Raw genomic sequence first — 19,943 nt, 5'->3', positions numbered from 1 at the left:
CTGTCGGATGAACAGGCGTGACTCTTACAGTGCCGACATCGTGCGGCAGGTCGATGCCGAGGCCGGGCGTTGATCGACGGTTTACTTCACCAGCCTGGTTTCCCTGGACGGCCGATAGCCGAAATAAGAGCTGTAGCACTTGCTGAAGTGGCTGGGAGAAACGAAACCACAGGCGACCGAGACTTCGACGATGGTCAGCGTGGTGTGCTGCAGCAAGCGCCGCGCCTCGGTGATGCGCAAGTCCATGTAATAGCGCTGCGGCGTGGTGCCCAACTGCTCCTTGAACAGACGCTCGATCTGCCGGCGAGAGCGCCCTGCGTAGAGGCACAGCGTCTCCATTTCCAGCGGTTCCTCCAGATTGGCGTCCATCAGGTTGACCACCTCTCTGAGCGGACCACTGACCGAGACATTCAGCGACGGCTTGATGCGCCGGTAGCGTGAAGCCTCAAACGCCAGAATGTCTTCGATGCCATCGGTCAACGCCTTGTCGTACAGCCCCCTGATCCACTCCAGAGCCATATAGAACGTACCCGTCGGGCTCGACGCTGTCAGGCGGTCACGATCCACCACGTAGGCTTCGCTGGTCACCTGGGTCAGCTTGGCAATTTCCGCCAGTGCCGGGCGGTGTTCCGGGTGAATCGCACAGCGATATCCCTCGAGCAAACCGGCGCGTCCGAGAAACCACGCGCCGTTCCACACGCCAGCCAGGGTAACGCCCTGCTCCGCCGCATCTTGCAGCAGGTTGATCAATGCCTCATCGGCGTGCAGATGGGTGCGGTATCCGCCACAGACCACCAGCAGGTCCAGGTTCTGAATCTCGGCATGGCTCAGGCAGGCATCGGGACGGATGACCAGCCCCAGGTCGCTGATCACCTCTGCATCCTTCAAGCCGAAGGTTTTCGTTGAAAACAGCTCCGGCCGCAACAGATTGGCCGTCACGACCGTATCCAGCGCCTGGGTAAACGCCGGCAGCGAGAAATGCTCCAGCAACAGGAAACCCGCACGCGCCTGCAGAACGGGTTGGCCTTCATGCTCTTTGAGGAAGCGAAGGTTCTTGCCCTTCATCGCTCCACTGAACTGACGTCGCTCTACCAACGCTCGCCTCGCTTCGCCCTGTCGACGAACCTGTGAAATAACGCTTTGATACCTGCCACTCCCGACCTGGAAACCTGTATCCCCTGGCGCCGAACATTCGGCGTCTGCACTGTTTACGCAAGTTGAAAGCCTTGGGCAAGCCAGTCTTTTGCCCTCGAACCGGTTTGCGCGGGGAATGGCAATCGCCACCGAGATCACAGTCACCTGACGAACCGCCTCGCACCGACGCGAACCTGGGTCGATACTGCACGGGCCTCCCCCTTTGCCGAGGAAAGGAACATGCCGCTGACTCTGTATTTCCATCCGCTCTCGTCGTTCTGCCACAAAGCGCTGATCGCTCTCTATGAACTGGAAATCGAGTTTGAAAAAAGGATCATCGACCTCGGCAACGAGGCTGATCGGGCCGAGCTGCAAGCACTTTGGCCACTCTGCAAATTTCCGGTGATCCGCGATCACCACCGCCAACGGAACGTAGCCGAGTCGAGTGTGATCATCGAGTACCTGGATCACCACCAGGCCGGCCACCTGCGCCTGATTCCTGAAGATTGGGATGCCGCGCTGGAAGTACGCCTGTGGGATCGTTTTTTCGATCTGCACGTCCAGGTGCCGATGCAGAAGATCGTCGCTGACCGAATGAACGCCGCCAACGGCGACCTGACCCGCGAACGCGCCGCGCTGACAACGGCGTACGGCATGCTTGAACGTCAGTTGAGCGCAAACGCCTGGGCCGCCAGCCCGGCGTTCAGCATGGCCGACTGTGCCGCTGCCCCGGCGCTGTTCTATGCCAGCACCCTCGTGCCGTTTCCCGACGATCATCATCGCTTGAGTGCTTATTTCGACAGGTTGATCCAGAGGCCTTCGGTCAAACGGGTGATCGACGAGGCGAGACCGTACTTTTCCATGTACCCGTTCGCCGAGGCCATTGCACAACGGTTTCGGTAGAGATGATCGGGAGCCGAAAATGAAAAATCCCCGTGATCCATCAGGAAATGGATCACGGGGATCAGTAAGGAATGCTTGCGTCTAATCAGGCCGGAATGCACAGGATGAGGTTTCTGTGACGACAATCGATCATCCGGGATGATGGGTAACGGACACAACAAGCCAGCGAATCGACGAATAATAACCGCCGTTCGAGTGTTATCTGATTGTGCAGGAAGAAAATGGCAGGGGCGGCTGGATTCGAACCAACGCATGGCAGGATCAAAACCTGCTGCCTTACCGCTTGGCGACGCCCCTGTATCTGTTGCGATGAGTGCCTGGCACTCGCTTTCTTGAGTGACAACAAGACTGCTGCCGGCTTGCGCGCGAGGCTCCGTGAGGGCCTGTGCAAGAGTGGGCGCAAATTTACCAACTTTTGCCGCGCCTGGGAAGCCCCAACAAAACATTTTGTTTTTTAAAACAGATGCTTAGTGTTGAGACAAATGATCGACACACGTTCAGCCCGACCAGGTCTGCTACGCTTTTCTCGAATGGAATCAGGAATAATTTGCGCAACACCCTTACCCTTGCCATCTGAGGGCGCCAATGTGAAAGGCAAATTAATGGCTACCACTGCAACCCTCCTGGTGGTCGGGGCGGCGATTTATGGGTTGAACACCTGGGAGCACGTCCAGAGCCAGCGACAGGAAGCGGTCTGCAAGGCTGCCCGGGAGCATCTCGACAGGCTGAAAATCCAGGCGCGGGCGCTGGCCTCCGGTTTGACGGTCGAAGCCTATGCCGAAGCCGAAAAAGCCGAGGCCGGCCAGTTGGTCCTGGCACTCGATTCCGCAAAGAATGAAGCCGAGGTCGATGCCGTCATCGACAAGCACTCCGCGACCATCGAAGCGCAGATAACTGCCGAGGACGCAGAGGTTCAGTCTCGGGGCGAGCAACCCTTCCTCGGTCAGGAATTCAAGAAGCAACGCATCCCCACCGACGTCAAACAGGAATTCAAACGGGCTGAAAAAGCCGTCGCCGACTCCTGTGAATAATGTCGACCGCTAGCTCCAGGTTTGTCACCAGCGTCTAGACTTCAGCAAAAGCAGCGTGCAACCAGACTCCGCGTTTACAACAAAAAACCTGCAAAAAACGAGGGGGTCTCGACCTTGAAAACATCAACCCTCTGCTCCATGGCGTGCTTGCTGGTGTCGGCCGCGGTGTCTGCCAACTGCGTCATTCCGGTCCTCGAAATGGACTTCACACGGTCTGCGATGGAAACCCTGAAAAAAATCGGTATCAACGACGCGTGCATCATCAGCGCTTCCAGCCCCGCTGCCTTCACCTACTGCCGGGAAGGATCGACGACACTCTGGAAGTACCAGGCTCTGGACCTGGAGCAAATGGCGGCGACGCGCAGTGATGCACAGCAGCCCTCGACGGTCTACCAACCCATTTCTGTCCTGGAGTTCTGGAGCGCTGCCTGTGAACACGAGAACAGCCTGGCCGCCGCTAAAAAGCCGGCAACCACACGTTGGCTGATCCTCGGCCTGATGGCCATTTTGCTGCTGACGGGACTGGGTTACACCTGGCGGGCCATTCTGCAGCGGCGCCAAACCACCACCGCATACTCACAACCCCATGAACAAACGTCGAACGAATTGCAGGCCACTGCACATACAAAAGCCCTGGCAGCGTTTGGCCTGGCAGTTGCCGTGGCATTCATCTACTTCAACTACGCAGGGTTTTGAACAACAGGTGAGCGCACCGTTGCGGCGCGCTCACCGGTCACTCAATGCGGCGCGCGCGGGATGGTCTTGAGCAGGTCTTCGGGGCTGATGTGCCCCACCACGCTGCCCGGCTGCGGCATATCGAGGATGTGGCCCTTCATCTTGCCGATGATGTGCATCTCGCAAGGCTTGCAGTCGAACTTCAAGGTCAGCACTTCATCGCCGTGGATCAGTTGCATCGGCGCAACCTTGGTGCGCACGCCGGTCACGCCCTTGGCCTGTTTCGGGCACAGGTTGAAGGAGAAACGCAGGCAGTGCTTGGTGATCATCACCGGCACCTCGCCGGCTTCCTCGTGGGCCTCGTAGGCTGCGTCGATCAGCTTGACGCCATGGCGGTGATAGAAGTCGCGGGCCTTCTGGTTGTAGACGTTGGCCAGGAACGACAGGTGCGACTCCGGGTACACCGGCGGCGGAGTGGTTTCGGCCTTGCGGCTGCCACGGGGATGGGCGGCGATCCGCGCTTCGGTCAAGGCATCGATCACTTCGCGGCGCAAGGCCTTGAGCTGCGAGTTCGGGATGAAGTACGCCTGCGGCGCGTCCAGCTTGATGTCGATGGCGTGGTACTGAGTGGTGCCCAGTTGACCGAGCAGATCCTGCAATTGCTCCAGTGCCTGTTCCGGCTTGTTGGCGGCGCCGAACGGGCCATTCAGGGTAACGCTGGCGTTGATGCCTTCTTCGCTGGTAGCGGTCAGTTCCAGCTGCTCTTCACGCAGGCGCGCGAACCAGCGCAGGGCCACGCGACGCTCGGCAGAGGTCCTTTGCAGCGCCTGTTGCCAGTTGTGATCGAGGTTGCGATTCAGCGGATGGTTGGGGCGCAGCTTGTACATCCCCTCCGGCATCTCATTGGGCTCGACGCGATAGCGATAACGCTTCTCGCCGTCCTCCTCGAACTCGCCTTTCGGTTCGGCGATGTTGGCGCGAAAGCCCACCACTTCACGCTTGACCAGCACGTTGAGGCCGTCGCCGTTGGACAGCGGCTCGTGGGTCACGACCTGCATGTCACGCTTGGCGACTTTCTCGACCACACCCACCGGCAAACCGGTGAAGGTCGGCGAGTCAAAGGCGCCGATATCGATCTTGCGGTCAGTGACGAAGTAATCGGTGCTGCCGCGGTGGAAGGTTTTTTCCGGGTCGGGCAGGAAGAAATGCGCGGTACGGCCGCTGGAGGCACGGGCCAGATCCGGACGGTCTTCGAGCACGGCGTCGAGGCGCTGGCGGTAGTAGGCTGTGATGTTTTTCACATAGCCCATGTCCTTGTAGCGGCCCTCGATCTTGAACGAACGCACGCCGGCCTCGACCAGTGCGCGGATGTTGGCGCTCTGGTTGTTGTCCTTCATCGACAGCAGATGCTTTTCGTAAGCGATCACGCCACCCTTTTCGTCCTTGAGGGTGTACGGCAGACGGCAGGCCTGGGAGCAATCGCCACGGTTGGCGCTGCGCCCGGTTTGCGCGTGGGAAATGTTGCACTGGCCGGAAAACGCCACGCACAACGCGCCATGGATAAAAAACTCGATGGCCGCGTCGGTTTCGTCGGCGATGGCACGAATCTCTTTGAGGTTCAGCTCGCGGGCCAGCACCAGTTGCGAGAAACCGGCCTGATCGAGGAACTTCGCCCGCTCCAGCGTACGGATGTCGGTCTGGGTACTGGCGTGCAGTTCGATCGGCGGAATGTCCAGCTCCATCACACCCAGGTCCTGGACGATCAGCGCATCGACGCCGGCGTCGTACAACTGGTGGATCAGCTGGCGGGCCGGCTCCAGTTCGTTGTCGTGCAGGATCGTGTTGATGGTGGTGAACACACGCGCATGGTAGCGACGGGCGAATTCCACCAATTGGGCGATATCGCTCACTTCATTGCAGGCGTTGTGGCGGGCGCCGAAGCTCGGGCCACCGATGTACACGGCATCGGCACCATGCAGGATAGCCTCGCGGGCGATGGCGACATCGCGGGCAGGGCTGAGCAATTCCAGGTGATGTTTGGGCAAAGACATAGTTTTTTAGTCAGGCTTGTCACGGTCGAGGCGTGCATTGTAGCGGCGAAACGCCTGACCGGCACCCGTGTGCTGCCAGGTGGTGTTTCGAGCAGGCCTGGCCTGCCTCAATCCCTGTAGGAGCAAGCTCGCTCCTACAGTATCGTGTGTGGTGCTGTGATCAGGCCTTGGCAGCCATTGCGGTCACTTCCACGCGCATGCCTTCCACTGCCAACGAGGCAACCCCGACAGCAGCGCGCACCGGCCATGGTTTGGCGAAGTAGCGCTTGTAGACCTCGTTGAACGCGGCGCGGTCGGCCATGTCGGTGAGGTAGATGGTCAGGTGCATCACGCGGTCCATGGAACTGCCGGCACGCTCCAGCGCAACTTTCAACGCTTGCAGGGTGCATTCGCTTTGCAGGGTGATGTCGCCCAATTCCAGGCTGCCGTCGGCGCGGGTCGGGATTTGGGTGGAGACCAGCACACCGCCGAAACCGACGACGTCGGAGGAAATCGAATCCGCATCAGGATCGGGCGTAAAGGTCAGGTCGTGGTTTGCCATGAGAACTCTCTTGCTTGAAGTGGTGAGGCAGGCGCCTTTTGCGCGGCCAGTCTACAGGGCCGTTGGCGGCGCGTCGCTAATCCACGGCGGACGGTTGCACATGACCGGTGGCCTGGCGGTACTGACGCGGAGTGAAGCCGGTCAATGCCTTGAACTGCCGGGTGAACGCGCTGTGGTCGGTATAACCGCATTGCAGCGCGACCTCGGTGATCGGCAGGTCCGTGTGGAGCAGTCGATGCGCGTGCTCCAGGCGAACCTTCTGGATCATTTGCCGTGGCGTCAAATGGAACACACGCTTGCAGTAGCGCTCGAGCTGCGCCACGGAAATGCCAGCGATGCGCGTCAACTCGCCGAGGGTGACGCGACGGTTGAAATGCGTGCGGATGTGCTCGTCCACCGCCGCCAGGCGCTGGTACGCCGGGTGCGTGTCACTGGCCGACTGCAGGTCGACCGAGATGCCCACCAGACCGATGATCTGATCATGGCGGTTATACAGCGGTCGTTTATGGGTCAGGCACCAGCCCGGCTCCCGGCTGCCATACAGATGCAACTCCAGCTGGTCTTCCAGCACCAGGCCTTGCTCCAGCACTCGCCGGTCCTGTTCGGTATAGCCGGGCCCCAACTGCTCGGGAAATACCTCAGCGCTGGTTTTCCCCAGCAGCGGCTTGAGCTGTTTCAAGCCACAGCGTTGCACCAGCGTGCGGTTGGCCATGACATAGCGCGCCTGCACGTCCTTGATGAAGATCGCAGCGTTCGGAATGACATCGAGCATCGGTAATAAAAGCGCAATGCCTGCCAGCAGTTGCTCGATGGATTCGGGGCGGTTCGAGTCGTCGCCCTGGCACAACAGCGCAAACGCATCCTGAGTCATCTACCTGTCTCTCCCAATGATCGGCTGTTGCCCATTGTGCTGATTTCGTCATCGACCTCCAAGGAAAACATCAATCGCGAACAAGCCGCCGAGTTCACTCTATGTCCACCGCCCTCCTCGGCAAAACCGACGGGGGACGACTCGAAGTGCACACCTGCCTATCCAATAACTCACAAGAAGGCGATGCCATGCCAGGCCAAGGCAAGTTCAAAAAACAACTTTCATTGATAGACCTTACGTTTATCGGACTGGGGGCCATCTTCGGCTCCGGCTGGTTGTTCGCAGCCAGTCACGTGTCCGCCATCGCGGGGCCGGCGGGGATATTTTCCTGGCTGCTGGGCGGTTTTGCGGTGCTGCTGCTGGGCATCGTCTACTGCGAACTCGGCGCCGCATTGCCCCGTGCCGGCGGTGTGATTCGCTACCCGGTGTACTCCCACGGCCCGTTGCTCGGCTACCTGATGGGCTTCATCACCCTGATCGCGTTTTCCAGCCTGGTGGCTATCGAGGTGGTCGCCGCGCGCCAGTACGCCGCGGCGTGGTTTCCCGCATTGACCCAAGCCGGTTCCAGCAATCCAACGGCGATTGGCTGGCTGGTGCAGTTCGCCCTGCTATGCCTGTTCTTCATGCTCAACTACTACAGCGTGAAAACGTTCGCCAAGGCCAACAACTTGATCAGCATGTTCAAGTTCATCGTGCCGTTGCTGGTGATCGGCGTGCTGTTCACTTTCTTCAAACCAGAGAACTTCCAGTCCCAGGGCTTCATGCCGTTCGGGCTGTCCGGTGTCGAGATGGCGGTGTCCGCCGGCGGCATCATCTTCGCCTACCTGGGGTTGACGCCGATCATCTCGGTGGCCAGCGAAGTGAAGAATCCGCAACGCACCATTCCGATTGCACTGATCCTCTCCGTACTGCTGTCCACCGCCATCTATGTGTTGTTGCAAGTGGCGTTCCTCGGCGGCGTGCCCACCGAAATGCTCGCCAGCGGTTGGGCCGGTGTCGCCAAGGAACTGGCCCTGCCCTACCGCGACATCGCCCTGGCATTGGGTGTGGGCTGGCTGGCTTATATGGTGGTGGCCGACGCGGTGATCTCCCCCAGCGGCTGCGGCAACATCTACATGAACGCGACCCCTCGGGTGATCTACGGCTGGGCACAGACCGGCACCTTCTTCAAGGTCTTCACCCGCATTGACGAAAAGTCCGGCATCCCGCGCCCGGCGCTGTGGCTGACCTTTGCCCTGTCGGTGTTCTGGACCCTGCCCTTCCCTTCGTGGGAAGCGCTGATCAACGTGGTCTCCGCCGCGCTGGTGCTGAGCTACGCCGTCGCACCGGTGTCGGTGGCCGCCCTGCGCCGCAATGCGCCCGACATGCCACGCCCGTTCAAGGTCAAGCGCATGGGCGTGCTCGGTCCGGTGTCGTTCATCATCGCCGCGCTGATCGTCTACTGGTCCGGCTGGGGCACCGTGTCCTGGCTGCTCGGCCTGCAAATCCTGATGTTCGTGGTGTACCTGCTGTGCGGTCGCTTTGTGCCGACCCGGCACCTGAGCCTGGGCCAACAAGTGCGTTCTTCGGCGTGGCTGATCGGCTTCTATGCCGTGACCATCGTGCTGTCCTGGCTCGGCAGCTTCGGCGGCATGGGCGTGCTCACCCATCCCTTCGACACCGTGGTCGTGGCGGCCTGCGCGATGGGCATCTACTACTGGGGCGCAGCCACCGGCGTGCCGGCGCATCTGGTTCGCCTGGAAGAAGAGGACGGTGAAAGCGAAGCCGATCCTGTTCACAGCGGCACGACCACTGGCCAGCGTCCGATCGGTGCATACGTCCAGACCTCTCGCTGAAATTCAGGCCAGCAAAACCTGCGTGGTCCTCTAATGGAAAGGTTTATGAAGAAAGTACATGTCATTGATTCCCACACCGGCGGTGAACCGACTCGCCTGGTGATGTCAGGTCTGCCCCAGCTGTCCGGCCGGACCATGGCCGAGAAGCGCGATGCCCTGCGCGAGCAGCATGACCAATGGCGCCGCGCCTGCCTGCTGGAACCCCGCGGCAACGATGTGCTGGTGGGTGCGCTGTACTGCGAACCGGTGTCGCCGGATGCCACCTGTGGCGTGATCTTCTTCAACAACGCCGGCTACCTCGGCATGTGCGGTCACGGCACCATCGGCCTGGTCAACTCACTGCATTACCTGGGTCATATCCAGCCCGGCGAACACAAGATCGATACGCCGGTCGGCCCGGTCAGCGCCACGCTGCATGAGGACGGCAACGTCACCCTGCGCAACGTGCCCGCCTACCGCTACCGCCAGCAGGTGCAGGTCGAAGTGCCGGGACATGGCCGCGTGTACGGCGACATCGCCTGGGGCGGCAACTGGTTTTTCCTGGTGTCCGATCACGGTCAGGCGTTGCAGATGGACAACGTCGAGTTCCTCACCGAGTACACCTGGGCCATGCTCAAGGCCCTCGAGGCCCAGGGCATCCACGGTGAAGACGGCGCGCTGATCGACCACATCGAACTGTTTGCCGACGACGATCACGCCGACAGCCGCAACTTCGTCATGTGCCCCGGCAAGGCCTATGACCGCTCGCCCTGCGGCACCGGCACCAGCGCGAAACTGGCGTGCCTGGCGGCCGACGGAAAACTGGCCGCCGGTGAACGCTGGGTCCAGGCCAGCATCACCGCCAGCCAGTTCGTCGGCAGTTACGAATGGGAAGGCGAACGCATCCGCCCGTTCATTACCGGCCGCGCCTACATGACCGCCGACAGCACCTTGCTGATCGACGAACAGGATCCCTTTGCGTGGGGCATTTGAGCGCCACGCCTTTTCTTTAACCAGATCTGAATGAACGCTTCCAGGAGTGACAACAAAATGAGCGACAACATTTTCACCGGCTGCATCCCTGCGCTGATGACCCCATGCACCGCCGAGCGCAAGCCGGACTTCGACGCGCTGGTGGCCAAGGGTCGCGAGCTGATCGACATCGGCATGAGCGCAGTGGTGTATTGCGGTTCCATGGGCGACTGGCCGCTGCTGACCGAGGCCGAGCGTCAGGAAGGCGTGGCGCGCCTGGTGGCCGCTGGCGTTCCGACCATCGTCGGCACTGGTGCGGTCAACAGCCGCGAAGCGGTTTCCCATGCGGCACACGCAGCCAAAGTCGGCGCCCATGGCTTGATGGTCATTCCTCGCGTGCTGTCTCGCGGCGCTTCGGCCACTGCACAAAAAGCCCACTTCGCCGCGATCCTCGAAGCCGCCCCGAGCTTGCCGGCGGTGATCTACAACAGCCCTTACTACGGCTTCGCCACCCGCGCCGATCTGTTCTTCGAACTGCGCCGCGAGTACCCGAACCTGATCGGCTTCAAGGAGTTCGGCGGTGCGGCCGACCTGCGCTACGCCGCCGAACACATCACCTCCAGGGACGATGACGTGACCCTGATGGTCGGTGTCGACACCCAGGTGGTTCATGGCTTCGTCAACTGCAACGCCACCGGCGCCATCACCGGCATCGGCAACGCGCTGCCGCGCGAAGTGTTGCGCCTGGTGGCCTTGAGCAAACAAGCGGCCAAGGGCGATGCCAAGGCACGTCGTCAGGCGCGGGAACTGGAGTCCGCCCTGGCTGTGCTGTCGTCCTTCGATGAGGGCTGCGACCTGGTGCTCTACTACAAGCACCTGATGGTGCTCAACGGCGACAAGGAATACACCCTGCACTTCAACGAAACCGATGCCCTCAGCGATGCCCAGCGTCGTTATGCCGAGAACCAGTACGCGCTGTTCCGTCAGTGGTACGAGCAGTGGTCGGCCGAGCAGGGCTTCGCCTGACATTCAGCCTGTACAGCGGCGTGCCAAAGCGCGCCGCTTTTATTTTCGCCCACGGCGGTACCGCGTTTTTTCGCAAACGCCCACCCTCTTTTTTTCAGGAAATACCATGACTCTGACAGGCAACATGCTGATCGGCCAACAGGCCATCCCCGGCAACCGTGAAGCGATCCACGGCATTGATCCCGCCACTGATCTGCCCCTCGAACCGGCCTATCACGGCGGCGGCAGCGAGCACGTCGAACAGGCCTGCGCCCTGGCGTGGAGTGCCCTGGACAGCTATCGCTCGACATCCCTGGACGCCCGCGCCGAATTCCTCGAAACCATCGCCAGCGAAATCGAAGCTCTGGGCGATGAGTTGATCGACCGCGCCGTGGCCGAGACCGGCCTGCCGCGCCCGCGTATCCAGGGTGAACGCGGCCGCACCTGCCAGCAGTTACGCACCTTTGCCCGCACCGTACGCGCTGGCGAATGGCTGGATGTACGGGTCGACAGCGCACTGCCGGAACGCCAGCCCCTGCCCCGCCCGGATCTGCGTCAGCGTCAGGTGCCGCTGGGGCCGGTGGCCGTGTTCGGCGCCAGCAACTTTCCCCTGGCCTTCTCGGTTGCCGGCGGTGACACCGCGTCGGCGCTGGCCGCCGGTTGCCCGGTGATCGTCAAGGCCCATGGCGCGCACCCCGGCACCAGCGAGCTGGTGGGTCGGGCGCTGGCCCGTGCGGTCAAACTGTGCGGGTTGCATGAAGGCGTGTTTTCCCTGTTATTCGGCTCTGGCCGCGAAGTGGGCATCGCCCTGGTCACCGACCCGCGCATCAAGGCCGTGGGCTTTACCGGCTCGCGCAGCGGTGGCATCGCCTTGTGCAAGGCGGCCCAGGCGCGTCCCGAGCCGATCCCGGTGTACGCGGAAATGAGCTCGATCAATCCGGTCTTGCTGTTCCCGGCGGCACTGCAATCGCGAGCCGAAGCGCTGGCGCAAGGTTTCGTCACCTCCCTCACCCAAGGCGCCGGTCAGTTCTGCACCAACCCCGGCCTGGTGATTGCCCGCCAAGGCCCGGCCCTTGGGCGCTTCATCCACACGGCCGCGCAACTGATCCAGCGCAGCCCGGCACAGACCATGCTCACCCCAGGTATTTTCAACGCCTACGAGGCCGGCGTCGGTGCGCTGGTCGAGCATGCCCACGCGCAATCGGTGGCCAGCGGCCTTGAAGGTGAAACGCCTAACCAGTGCCAGGCCCACCTGTTCGTCACCCAGGCCAGCGAATTTCTCGCCGACCCGGCCTTGCAGGCAGAAATGTTCGGTGCCGCATCTCTGATCGTGCAATGCACCAGCGACGAGGAAATCCGCCAGGTCATCGAACACCTGGAAGGCCAACTGACCGCCACCCTGCACCTGGACGATGCCGACGTGGAGAGCGCCAGGGCATTGTTGTCGACTCTGGAGCGCAAGGCCGGGCGCCTGTTGGTCAATGGCTGGCCGACCGGGGTCGAGGTGTGTGATGCCATGGTTCATGGCGGCCCGTTCCCGGCGACTTCCGACACGCGCACCACCTCGGTCGGCACCGCCGCCATCCTGCGTTTCCTGCGCCCGGTCTGCTACCAGGATTTCCCGGACGCCTTGTTGCCGGCCGCGCTCAAGCACGGCAATCCGTTGCAGTTGCGTCGCCTGCTCGACGGCCAGAGAGAAGCCTAGGCCATGTCCAACTCATCCCTATTCAACAACCCGCACGTCACGGCGGACGTTGCCGTGATCGGCGCCGGGATCATCGGCGTCGCTTGCGCCCTGCGCCTGGCTCGCCAGGGTCGGCGGGTGGTGGTCATCGATCAGCAGGAGCCCGGCCGTGGCGCCTCGTTCGGCAATGCCGGGCACCTGGCCACCGAGCAGGTGTTCCCCATCGCCGACCTGTCCATCCTCAAACGCCTGCCCGCCATGCTCCTGGACCCCATGGGCCCGCTGCGCCTGGACTGGAAATACATGCCCCGGGCCCTGCCCTGGTTCATGCGCCTGTTGCTGAACCTGCGGCCCGCGCCGTTCCAGCGCACCGTGGCCGGCATCCGTGCACTCAATGAAAGCAGCCTGGGTGCCTGGAACCGTTTGCTGGAGGCCATCGAGCGTCCCCATCTGCTGAAGGAAGACGGCTCGTTATTGGTGTTCGAGCGCGCCGACTCGCAACTGGCCATCGAAGCGCTGCAGGCCCGCATGCGCCAGCAACAGGTGCCGGTCGACTTCTGGCAGGCCAGGACCGTCCGCGATGCTGCACCGCAACTCAGCGAGCAGATCCGCGGCGGTCTGTTCTTCCCGCGCACCGGGCATTTTCTCGATCCCTTCCGGGTGGTGGGCGAACTGGTTCATGCGGCGAAAAGCAGCGGCGTACAGTTCCTCCAGCGGCGGGTCGAGGGCGGGCAGTTGAATGAACACGGCGTGTCGTTGAACACAGATCAAGGCCGCGTCAGCAGTCGACAAGTGCTGATCGCCTGCGGCGCGCATTCGGCGAAGCTCACCGCCGCGCTGACCGGCAAGAAGGTGCCGCTGGACACCGAGCGCGGCTATCACCTGATGCTGCCCCACGAACACCAACGCTTGCCGTTTGCCGTCACCTCGCTTGAGCGCAAGTTCATCATGACGCCGATGGCCGATGGGCTGCGCCTGGCCGGCACCGTTGAATTCGCCGGTCTCGAATGTCCACCGACGATGGAACGTGCCTGGCAATTGCACCGATTGAGCAAAGGCCTGTTCAAACACGACCTGAGTGCCGAAGCGGCCACACCGTGGATGGGTTTTCGGCCTTCCTTGCCCGACTCCCTGCCGATCATCGATCGGGTGTGCGACGGCAAGGTCCTGCTCGCCTTCGGCCATCAGCACCTGGGGTTGACCCAGGCGGCGGTCACGGCGGAAATGATTGCGCAAATGGCCTCGCCCTTGACCGGCGCCCAGCCCCACGACCTGCCGGCGACGGCGGCGTACCGACTGGATCGTTTCTGAGGACAACGACAGCAGACACAGGTGTGCCCCTCGTCACTGCAAGGGCGAAAACCTCGCGGGCAGGTAGATCGTCGAGCACATGTCCCGCAGCTGCGGGCCAGAGTTTTCCGGCGGCCAGACGCCGTCGGCGACCGCTTGGGTGCGCACCTGCAGGCGGGATATTGAGACGAACCCCATGGTTTACGGCATTTACCGCAGTGAATCAGGTAGTTTCTTTACGTTGGACATCGCTCGATCATGCACACCACGTGTTCTTCCATCACTTGAAAAAATCACTCGGCGTCTTGCCGAACTGCTTCTTGAACATGGTCGTGAACGCGCTCGGGCTGTCGTATCCCAACTCGCCGGCAATGTCGATGATCTTCTCCCCAACGGCGATTCGTTCCAGCGCCAACAGCAGTCGTGCTTGCTGGCGCCATTGGCCGAAGGTCATGCCGGTTTCCTTGCGGAACCGTCGCTGGATGGTTTTTTCGTCAAGGCCCAGCCGGGTGCTCCAGTCCGACAATGTCGAGCCATCCCCGGGATCACGCTGCAACGCGCTACAGATCAGGTTGATACGTTGATCAGTGGGCTGCGGCAGGTTCAATGGCAAGGTCGGCAGGATCGTCAGCTCATCCAGAATCAGCCGCAACACCCGGGCTTCCCGCGGGTCCGGATCGACGGAAAAGTCGAAATCGACCGAGACCTTGATCAACTCACTCAGCAACGCGGAAACACTCACCGCCCGGGTTTCGGCGGGCAAATCCGGGCTCGCGTCAGGGTGCACGAAAACGCTGCGCATCTTGATCGCCCCCACGCAGCGAATCGAGTGCACCTCTCCACTCGGCATCCAGATCCCACGGCTCGACGGCACCGTCCATTGGCCCGTCGCGGCGTGCACCACCATCACGCCTTCGATGGCATAGATCAGCTGATGCTTTTCATGGGAGTGCGGCGGGATGAACCAGTTTTCCGGGTAGTCGGTCGCACTGCTGCGAACGCTCCAGTCGCCCTGGTCGATCTCCGCCAGGAATGTCTGCAATGGCTTGATCATGACGCCCTTTTTGCGATGGTCAGTGCCCGAGTTGCGCGAGACGGGCATCCTTGAGGCCCCTAGGATAACGCCGAACCCCGAAATTGGCTGCGCCTTGCGCTCGCAGTTCGCGTTTTTTATCCGGAAACCCGCCCATGTCGACCACTACCCTCAGCTCACCCTCACCCACCGTCTCGGTTGCCAGCCAGGCCAGCCCGCTGGTCATGCGTGTCATTGGTGCCTGTGCCCTGGCGCATCTGATCAACGACCTGATCCAGGCCGTGCTGCCTTCGATCTACCCGATGCTCAAGGCCAGTTATGGCCTGAGCTTCACCCAGGTCGGCCTGATCACCCTGACCTTCCAGCTCACCGCTTCACTGCTGCAACCGTGGATCGGTTTCTACACCGACCGTCATCCCAAACCGTGGCTGCTGCCGGCCGGCATGGTCTGCACCCTGATCGGCATTCTGATGCTGTCGCTGGTCGGCAGCTTCCCGGCCATTCTCGTGGCCTCGGCGCTGGTGGGGGTTGGTTCGTCGACTTTTCACCCCGAGACCTCGCGGGTGGCGCGCCTGGCTTCGGGCGGTCGCTACGGCCTGGCGCAATCGACCTTTCAGGTGGGTGGCAATGCCGGTAGCGCCTTCGGCCCGTTGCTGGCCGCCGCGATCATCATTCCCTATGGCCAGGGCAACGTTGCCTGGTTCGGCCTGTTCGCGGTGTTTGCCATCCTCGTGCAGTACGGCCTGAGCCGCTGGTATCGCAATCATCTGAACCTGTTCAAGCTCAAGCAAGGCAGCAAGGCCACCCACGGTCTGTCGAAACGGCGGGTGACGTTCGCCCTGCTGGTGCTGGCGCTGCTGGTGTTCTCCAAGTACTTCTACATGGCCAGCTTCACCAGTTACTTCACCTTCTACCTGATCGAAAAGTTCGACCTGTCGGTGGCCAGTTCGCAGCTGTACCTGTTCCTGTTCCTCGGCGCCGTCGCGGCGGGCACGTTCTTTGGTGGCCCGATCGGCGACCGGATCGGCCGCAAGCAAGTGATCTGGTTTTCCATCCTCGGCGCCGCGCCGTTCACCCTCGCCCTGCCCTACGTCGACCTGTTCTGGACGGGCGTGCTGAGCATGATCATCGGCTTCATCCTCGCCTCGGCATTCTCGGCCATCGTGGTCTTCGCCCAGGAACTGGTGCCCGGCAACGTCGGCATGATCGCCGGGGTGTTCTTCGGCCTGATGTTCGGATTCGGCGGCATTGGCGCCGCGCTGCTGGGGCATCTGGCGGATATCCAGGGCATCGAGTACGTGTACACGCTGTGTTCGTACCTGCCGCTGCTGGGGATTCTGACGATCCTGTTGCCGTCTACCGGAAAACGCCGATCGGGTGCGTGAATGACCGTTCCACCTGATCATTTTTGCTACCCGCCCTGTAGCACTCGGTAACACCCGGCCCTGTTGCGGTGCGTCTTCTCCACGGCGCACTGCCAACCGCCGCGCTCCACGAGGGCAGAACCGCCATGGCGTACTTTGTGCATCCACAGGCAATCCTCTACTGCGTGTAGCCGCCATGCGCCCCAAGGAACTGAAACTCTGGACCACCGGTGTCGCCCACCTGCTCGACCTGCCTGCCGGGCATGCGCGGCTGTCAGGGTTGAGCCACTGGATCCGGCAAATCTGCCCGGTCGATCATTTCGTGTTGTTTGTCTATGAAGGCAATCACCGGCCACTGGCGTTGTTCGATACCTTCTCGGCGGACAAGCGCGCGGTGTATGTCGACGACTATCAATGCGGGCCTTACCTGCTCGACCCGTTCTACCTGGCCTGCACCCGCGGTCAGGCACCGGGACTGTGGCGTCTGCGTCAGTTCGCCCCCGACCATTTCTACCTCGGCGAATACTTCCTGACCTATTACCAGCAAACCGGACTGGCCGAGGAAGTGGCGTTTTTCGTCGACCTCGGCGACGGCGCCACGGCGGTGCTGTCCCTGATGCGCTCGACCGCCAGCTGCGCCTTCAGCCGTGACGAAATGCAGTTGGTCGAATGCGCACAAGCGGTGGTCGAGCAGGTCATCAATGAAGCCTGGCGCTTGCGTCAGGCCCAGCAACCACGCCCGGCCCAAGACCTGGACTTCAAGATCCGCGAAGCCTTCGATCACTTCGGCGCGCACATCCTCACCGGGCGCGAACAGGAAATCGTTCAACTGTTGCTGCGCGGCCACTCCAGCGCCTCGGTGGCCGAACAACTGAGCATCAGCCCCGGCACGGTGAAGATTCACCGCAAGAACATCTACGCCAAGCTGGGTATTGGCAGCCAGTCGGAGTTGCTGGGGTTGTTCATTCGGGAGTTGACGGAGGATCCGTTGCAGGCGCCCGGTCTCAAGCTGCAAGCCTGATACCTGTCGGTTAAGCAAAAAACCTGTAGGAGCGAGCTCGCGATGAACTCAAGAGCACTGCGTTCAGCCAGTCATCACGCGTAATCGTTAACGACCATCGCGAGCGAGCTCCTACAATGAATCGCTCCTATCCCCCAAGGGATATATACACCGCAAAACCCCGATTGCTAGTTTGACCCCCGACGCACTGATTCATCACTGCAAGGGAGCCCGCCTCGTGAACAACAGCGTGAACGACACCCCGCCAAGCGATATCGAATTCTGCAATGTGGTCAAACGCTATGGCGAGGTGCAGGCCGTCGGCGGTCTGAATTTCGCGGTGCGGCGTGGCTCGTTTCATTCCTTCCTCGGTGGTTCGGGCTGCGGCAAGACCACCACCTTGCGCATGATCGCCGGCTTCGAACAGCCCACCAGCGGCGAGGTCCGTCTGGCCGGCAAGAGCGTTGCCGGCGTGCCGGCGTTCGAGCGGCCGGTGAACATGGTGTTCCAGCATTACGCGCTGTTTCCGCACCTGACCGTGGCGCAGAACATTGCCTATGGCCTGCGCTATCGCACACCGCGCCCGGATAAAAAAAAGCAACTGCACATGGCTGATGAAGCGCTGGAAATGGTGCGCCTGAGCGGCTTCGGCCAGCGCAAGCCGAGCGAGCTTTCAGGCGGTCAGCAACAGCGTGTCGCCCTCGCCCGCGCCCTGGTCAACAAGCCGACGGTGTTGCTGCTCGACGAGCCACTGGCGGCGCTGGACCGCAAGCTGCGCAAGGAGATGCAATCGGAATTGCTGCGCTTGCAGCGCGAGGTCGGCATCACGTTCGTGCTGGTCACCCACGATCAGGAAGAAGCCCTGTCGATGAGTGACAGCATCAGCGTGATGCACAACGGTTCAATCATCCAGACCGCCACCCCGGAACAACTCTATGAGGCCCCGGCCAGCCGTTATGTGGCCGACTTTATCGGTGAGTCCAACCTGTTCGACGGCACCGTCCGCCAGCTCAACGGCCATTCGGTGGTGCTGCGTACCGAGCAAGGACTGGAACTGACCAGCCCCCTCACCCCCACCGGCAAGGGCCTGAGCGCCAACGCCGCCGGTTGCATTGCGGTACGCCCGGAGCTGATCAGCATCGCCGGGGCCAACGCCGAGATGACCCGCGAAGTGAAGCTGCCGGGCTGCGTCGAAGATCGCATTTACCTGGGCAATTGCACCGAATACCGCGTCCGCACCCAGGCCTTCGGGGTGGTCTGCGTGCGTGTGCCGCGCCATCAGGATCACGGCGCCAATGCATTCGAACACGGCGCGGCAGTGCGCGTCGGCTGGGATCACGCCAATGGCCTGGCCATGGCGTTGTAAATCATCGATTCGTTTCATCAACCGGATGTGGAGCGTGCCATGGACCAGAAGACTTTTATAAAAACCCTGCGCAGTTGGCAGAACGGCTCGATCAGTCGCCGCGACTTCCTTGGCCGCACCGGCCTCGGGATTGCCGCCGCTGTGGTCGCGGCCAATATGCCCGGCCTGTTGACCTCCACCGCCGAGGCGGCCGAGCAAAGCAAACTCGGTGATCGCCTGTCGCTGGCGACCTGGCCGAACTACCACAGCCAGGAAAACCTCGACGCTTTCGGCAAGACCACCGGCGCCCGGGTGTCGATGAGCGTGTTCGGTTCCAACGAAGAAATGCTCGCCAAATTGCAGGCCGGCGGCAGTGGCTGGGACGTGCTGGTGCCGACCAACTACACCATCAGCACGTACGTCGGGCTGGGCCTGATCGAGCCGCTGGACCTGTCGCGCATTCCCAACTTCGACGCCTCGGCGTTCCAGCAGAAATTCATGGCCCAGGGCACGGTGGACGGCAAGGTCTACGCGGTGCCGAAAAACTGGGGCACCACCGGCATGCTCTACGACACCGGCAAACTGAAAAACGGCCCGAGCAGCTGGAAGGAATTCTGGGCCGCCGCCCAGGGCCCGGCCAGTGGCCGGACGATGGTCCACGACTACCAGTTGACCGCCATCGGCAACGCCCTCAAAAGTTTCGGCTACAGCTTCAACTCCCTGGACCCGAAAGAACTGGCCGACGCAGAAAAACTGCTGATCGAGGTCAAGCCGCACCTGTTCGCGATCAACTCCGACATCCAGCCATCGATGCGCAGCGGCGATGCCTGGCTGGCGATGTCGTGGACCGGCGACGCCTCGCAACTGCACCGCGACAACGCGCAAATGCAGTTCGAGCTGGGCAAGGAAGGTGGCGAACTGTGGAGCGACTTCTTCGCGATTCCGAAAAGCTCGGAACACAAGGACGCCGCCTATGCCTTCATCAATTACCTGCTCGACCCGCAGCACAACAAACTCGAAGTGCTGAGCCACGGCTACCCGAGCGGCGACAAGCGTGTCGATGCCTTGCTACCCACGGCGATGCTCGACGATCCGATCATGTACCCGGCCGCCGAAGCCTTGAGCCCGCTGGAGTTCGGGGCTGCCGCGACGCTGACCAGCCCGGCGCGCGCCGAACTGATGGCACGTTTCAAGTCCGCCTGATCGCTTGACCATGGCCAATGAGGAGTC

The 19,943-nt window shown here is 61.9% G+C and carries 17 protein-coding genes, 1 tRNA gene and 1 pseudogene; 12 read left to right on the top strand and 7 right to left on the bottom strand.

Translation table 11 applies throughout. The annotated features are described in order from the left end of the window. Positions 1-81 precede the first annotated feature (81 nt). Positions 82-1,095 carry a GlxA family transcriptional regulator gene (locus tag CAF65_RS01495; RefSeq protein ID WP_178076648.1) on the bottom strand — a complete coding sequence of 338 codons (1,014 nt, stop codon included), beginning with the start codon at positions 1,093-1,095 and terminating at the stop codon, positions 82-84. Between the two features lie 279 nt (positions 1,096-1,374). Between CAF65_RS01495 and CAF65_RS01490 the strand changes: the two genes are divergently transcribed. Continuing rightward, positions 1,375-2,037, top strand: a complete 663-nt coding sequence (locus CAF65_RS01490; RefSeq protein WP_085714679.1) for a glutathione S-transferase family protein — start codon at positions 1,375-1,377, stop codon at positions 2,035-2,037. 222 nt (positions 2,038-2,259) lie between these two features. On the opposite strand, the gene CAF65_RS01485 is transcribed toward CAF65_RS01490, so the two are convergent. After that, a tRNA-Gln gene (locus CAF65_RS01485) sits at positions 2,260-2,334 on the bottom strand. Positions 2,335-2,639: 305 nt separating this feature from the next. On the opposite strand from CAF65_RS01485, the gene CAF65_RS01480 reads away from it, so the two are divergent. Together CAF65_RS01480 and CAF65_RS01475 are read left to right on the top strand one after the other, a co-directional pair. Further along, positions 2,640-3,068 (top strand): hypothetical protein, encoded by a 429-nt coding sequence (locus tag CAF65_RS01480; protein WP_085714678.1) that lies wholly within the window; start codon positions 2,640-2,642, stop codon positions 3,066-3,068. A 114-nt stretch (positions 3,069-3,182) separates the two neighbouring features. After that, positions 3,183-3,764, top strand: coding sequence for a hypothetical protein (locus CAF65_RS01475; RefSeq protein ID WP_256578582.1), 582 nt, complete (start codon positions 3,183-3,185; stop codon positions 3,762-3,764). 41 nt (positions 3,765-3,805) lie between these two features. On the opposite strand, the gene CAF65_RS01470 is transcribed toward CAF65_RS01475, so the two are convergent. The 3 genes from CAF65_RS01470 to CAF65_RS01460 all read right to left on the bottom strand — a co-directional run bounded on the left by CAF65_RS01470 (position 3,806) and on the right by CAF65_RS01460 (position 7,206). Beyond that, positions 3,806-5,794 (bottom strand): U32 family peptidase, encoded by a 1,989-nt coding sequence (locus tag CAF65_RS01470; protein ID WP_085714676.1) that lies wholly within the window; start codon positions 5,792-5,794, stop codon positions 3,806-3,808. 160 nt (positions 5,795-5,954) lie between these two features. Continuing rightward, a complete protein-coding gene (locus tag CAF65_RS01465) occupies positions 5,955-6,335 on the bottom strand; it encodes a RidA family protein (RefSeq protein WP_008021538.1) in 381 nt (126 codons plus the stop codon). 76 nt (positions 6,336-6,411) lie between these two features. Beyond that, a complete protein-coding gene (locus tag CAF65_RS01460; RefSeq protein WP_085714675.1) occupies positions 6,412-7,206 on the bottom strand; it encodes an AraC family transcriptional regulator in 795 nt (264 codons plus the stop codon). A gap of 188 nt (positions 7,207-7,394) precedes the next feature. Between CAF65_RS01460 and CAF65_RS01455 the strand changes: the two genes are divergently transcribed. From CAF65_RS01455 to CAF65_RS01435, 5 genes are all read left to right on the top strand, one after another. Continuing rightward, the gene (locus tag CAF65_RS01455; RefSeq protein ID WP_085714674.1) at positions 7,395-9,041 is read left to right on the top strand and encodes an APC family permease; all 1,647 of its coding nucleotides are present in this window, start codon (positions 7,395-7,397) and stop codon (positions 9,039-9,041) included. Positions 9,042-9,086: 45 nt separating this feature from the next. Continuing rightward, a complete protein-coding gene (locus CAF65_RS01450) occupies positions 9,087-10,013 on the top strand; it encodes a 4-hydroxyproline epimerase (protein ID WP_085714673.1) in 927 nt (308 codons plus the stop codon). Between the two features lie 57 nt (positions 10,014-10,070). Beyond that, positions 10,071-11,018, top strand: a complete 948-nt coding sequence (locus tag CAF65_RS01445) for a dihydrodipicolinate synthase family protein (protein WP_085714672.1) — start codon at positions 10,071-10,073, stop codon at positions 11,016-11,018. Positions 11,019-11,124: 106 nt separating this feature from the next. Further along, positions 11,125-12,702, top strand: coding sequence for an aldehyde dehydrogenase (NADP(+)) (locus CAF65_RS01440; protein ID WP_085714671.1), 1,578 nt, complete (start codon positions 11,125-11,127; stop codon positions 12,700-12,702). Positions 12,703-12,705: 3 nt separating this feature from the next. Further along, positions 12,706-13,992, top strand: coding sequence for an FAD-binding oxidoreductase (locus tag CAF65_RS01435; RefSeq protein ID WP_085714670.1), 1,287 nt, complete (start codon positions 12,706-12,708; stop codon positions 13,990-13,992). A 33-nt stretch (positions 13,993-14,025) separates the two neighbouring features. On the opposite strand, the pseudogene CAF65_RS28615 reads toward CAF65_RS01435, so the two are convergent. Then, a pseudogene (locus CAF65_RS28615) lies at positions 14,026-14,148 on the bottom strand (NIPSNAP family protein); the annotation flags it as partial. Positions 14,149-14,251: 103 nt separating this feature from the next. Then, a complete protein-coding gene (locus CAF65_RS01425) occupies positions 14,252-15,025 on the bottom strand; it encodes a helix-turn-helix domain-containing protein (RefSeq protein ID WP_085715221.1) in 774 nt (257 codons plus the stop codon). Positions 15,026-15,159: 134 nt separating this feature from the next. Here CAF65_RS01425 and CAF65_RS01420 point away from each other — a divergent pair, with 134 nt between their 5' ends. The 4 genes from CAF65_RS01420 (at position 15,160) to CAF65_RS01405 (ending at position 19,916) form a co-directional block, all read left to right on the top strand. Beyond that, positions 15,160-16,389, top strand: coding sequence for an MFS transporter (locus tag CAF65_RS01420; protein WP_085714669.1), 1,230 nt, complete (start codon positions 15,160-15,162; stop codon positions 16,387-16,389). A 175-nt stretch (positions 16,390-16,564) separates the two neighbouring features. Further along, positions 16,565-17,389, top strand: a complete 825-nt coding sequence (locus CAF65_RS01415; RefSeq protein WP_085714668.1) for a response regulator transcription factor — start codon at positions 16,565-16,567, stop codon at positions 17,387-17,389. Positions 17,390-17,606: 217 nt separating this feature from the next. Next, on the top strand, positions 17,607-18,734 hold the full coding sequence (locus CAF65_RS01410) for an ABC transporter ATP-binding protein (protein ID WP_256578580.1): 1,128 nt from the start codon (positions 17,607-17,609) through the stop codon (positions 18,732-18,734). Positions 18,735-18,773: 39 nt separating this feature from the next. After that, positions 18,774-19,916: a PotD/PotF family extracellular solute-binding protein gene (locus CAF65_RS01405; protein WP_085714667.1), complete on the top strand. Its 1,143-nt coding sequence runs from the start codon at positions 18,774-18,776 to the stop codon at positions 19,914-19,916. Positions 19,917-19,943 lie beyond the last annotated feature (27 nt).

Origin of the sequence: Pseudomonas sp. B28(2017) (assembly GCF_002113025.1) — a bacterium.
GTDB lineage: Bacteria > Pseudomonadota > Gammaproteobacteria > Pseudomonadales > Pseudomonadaceae > Aquipseudomonas.
Note: the sequence above shows the minus strand (reverse complement) of the source record. Positions and strands in the feature narration are given on the sequence as shown.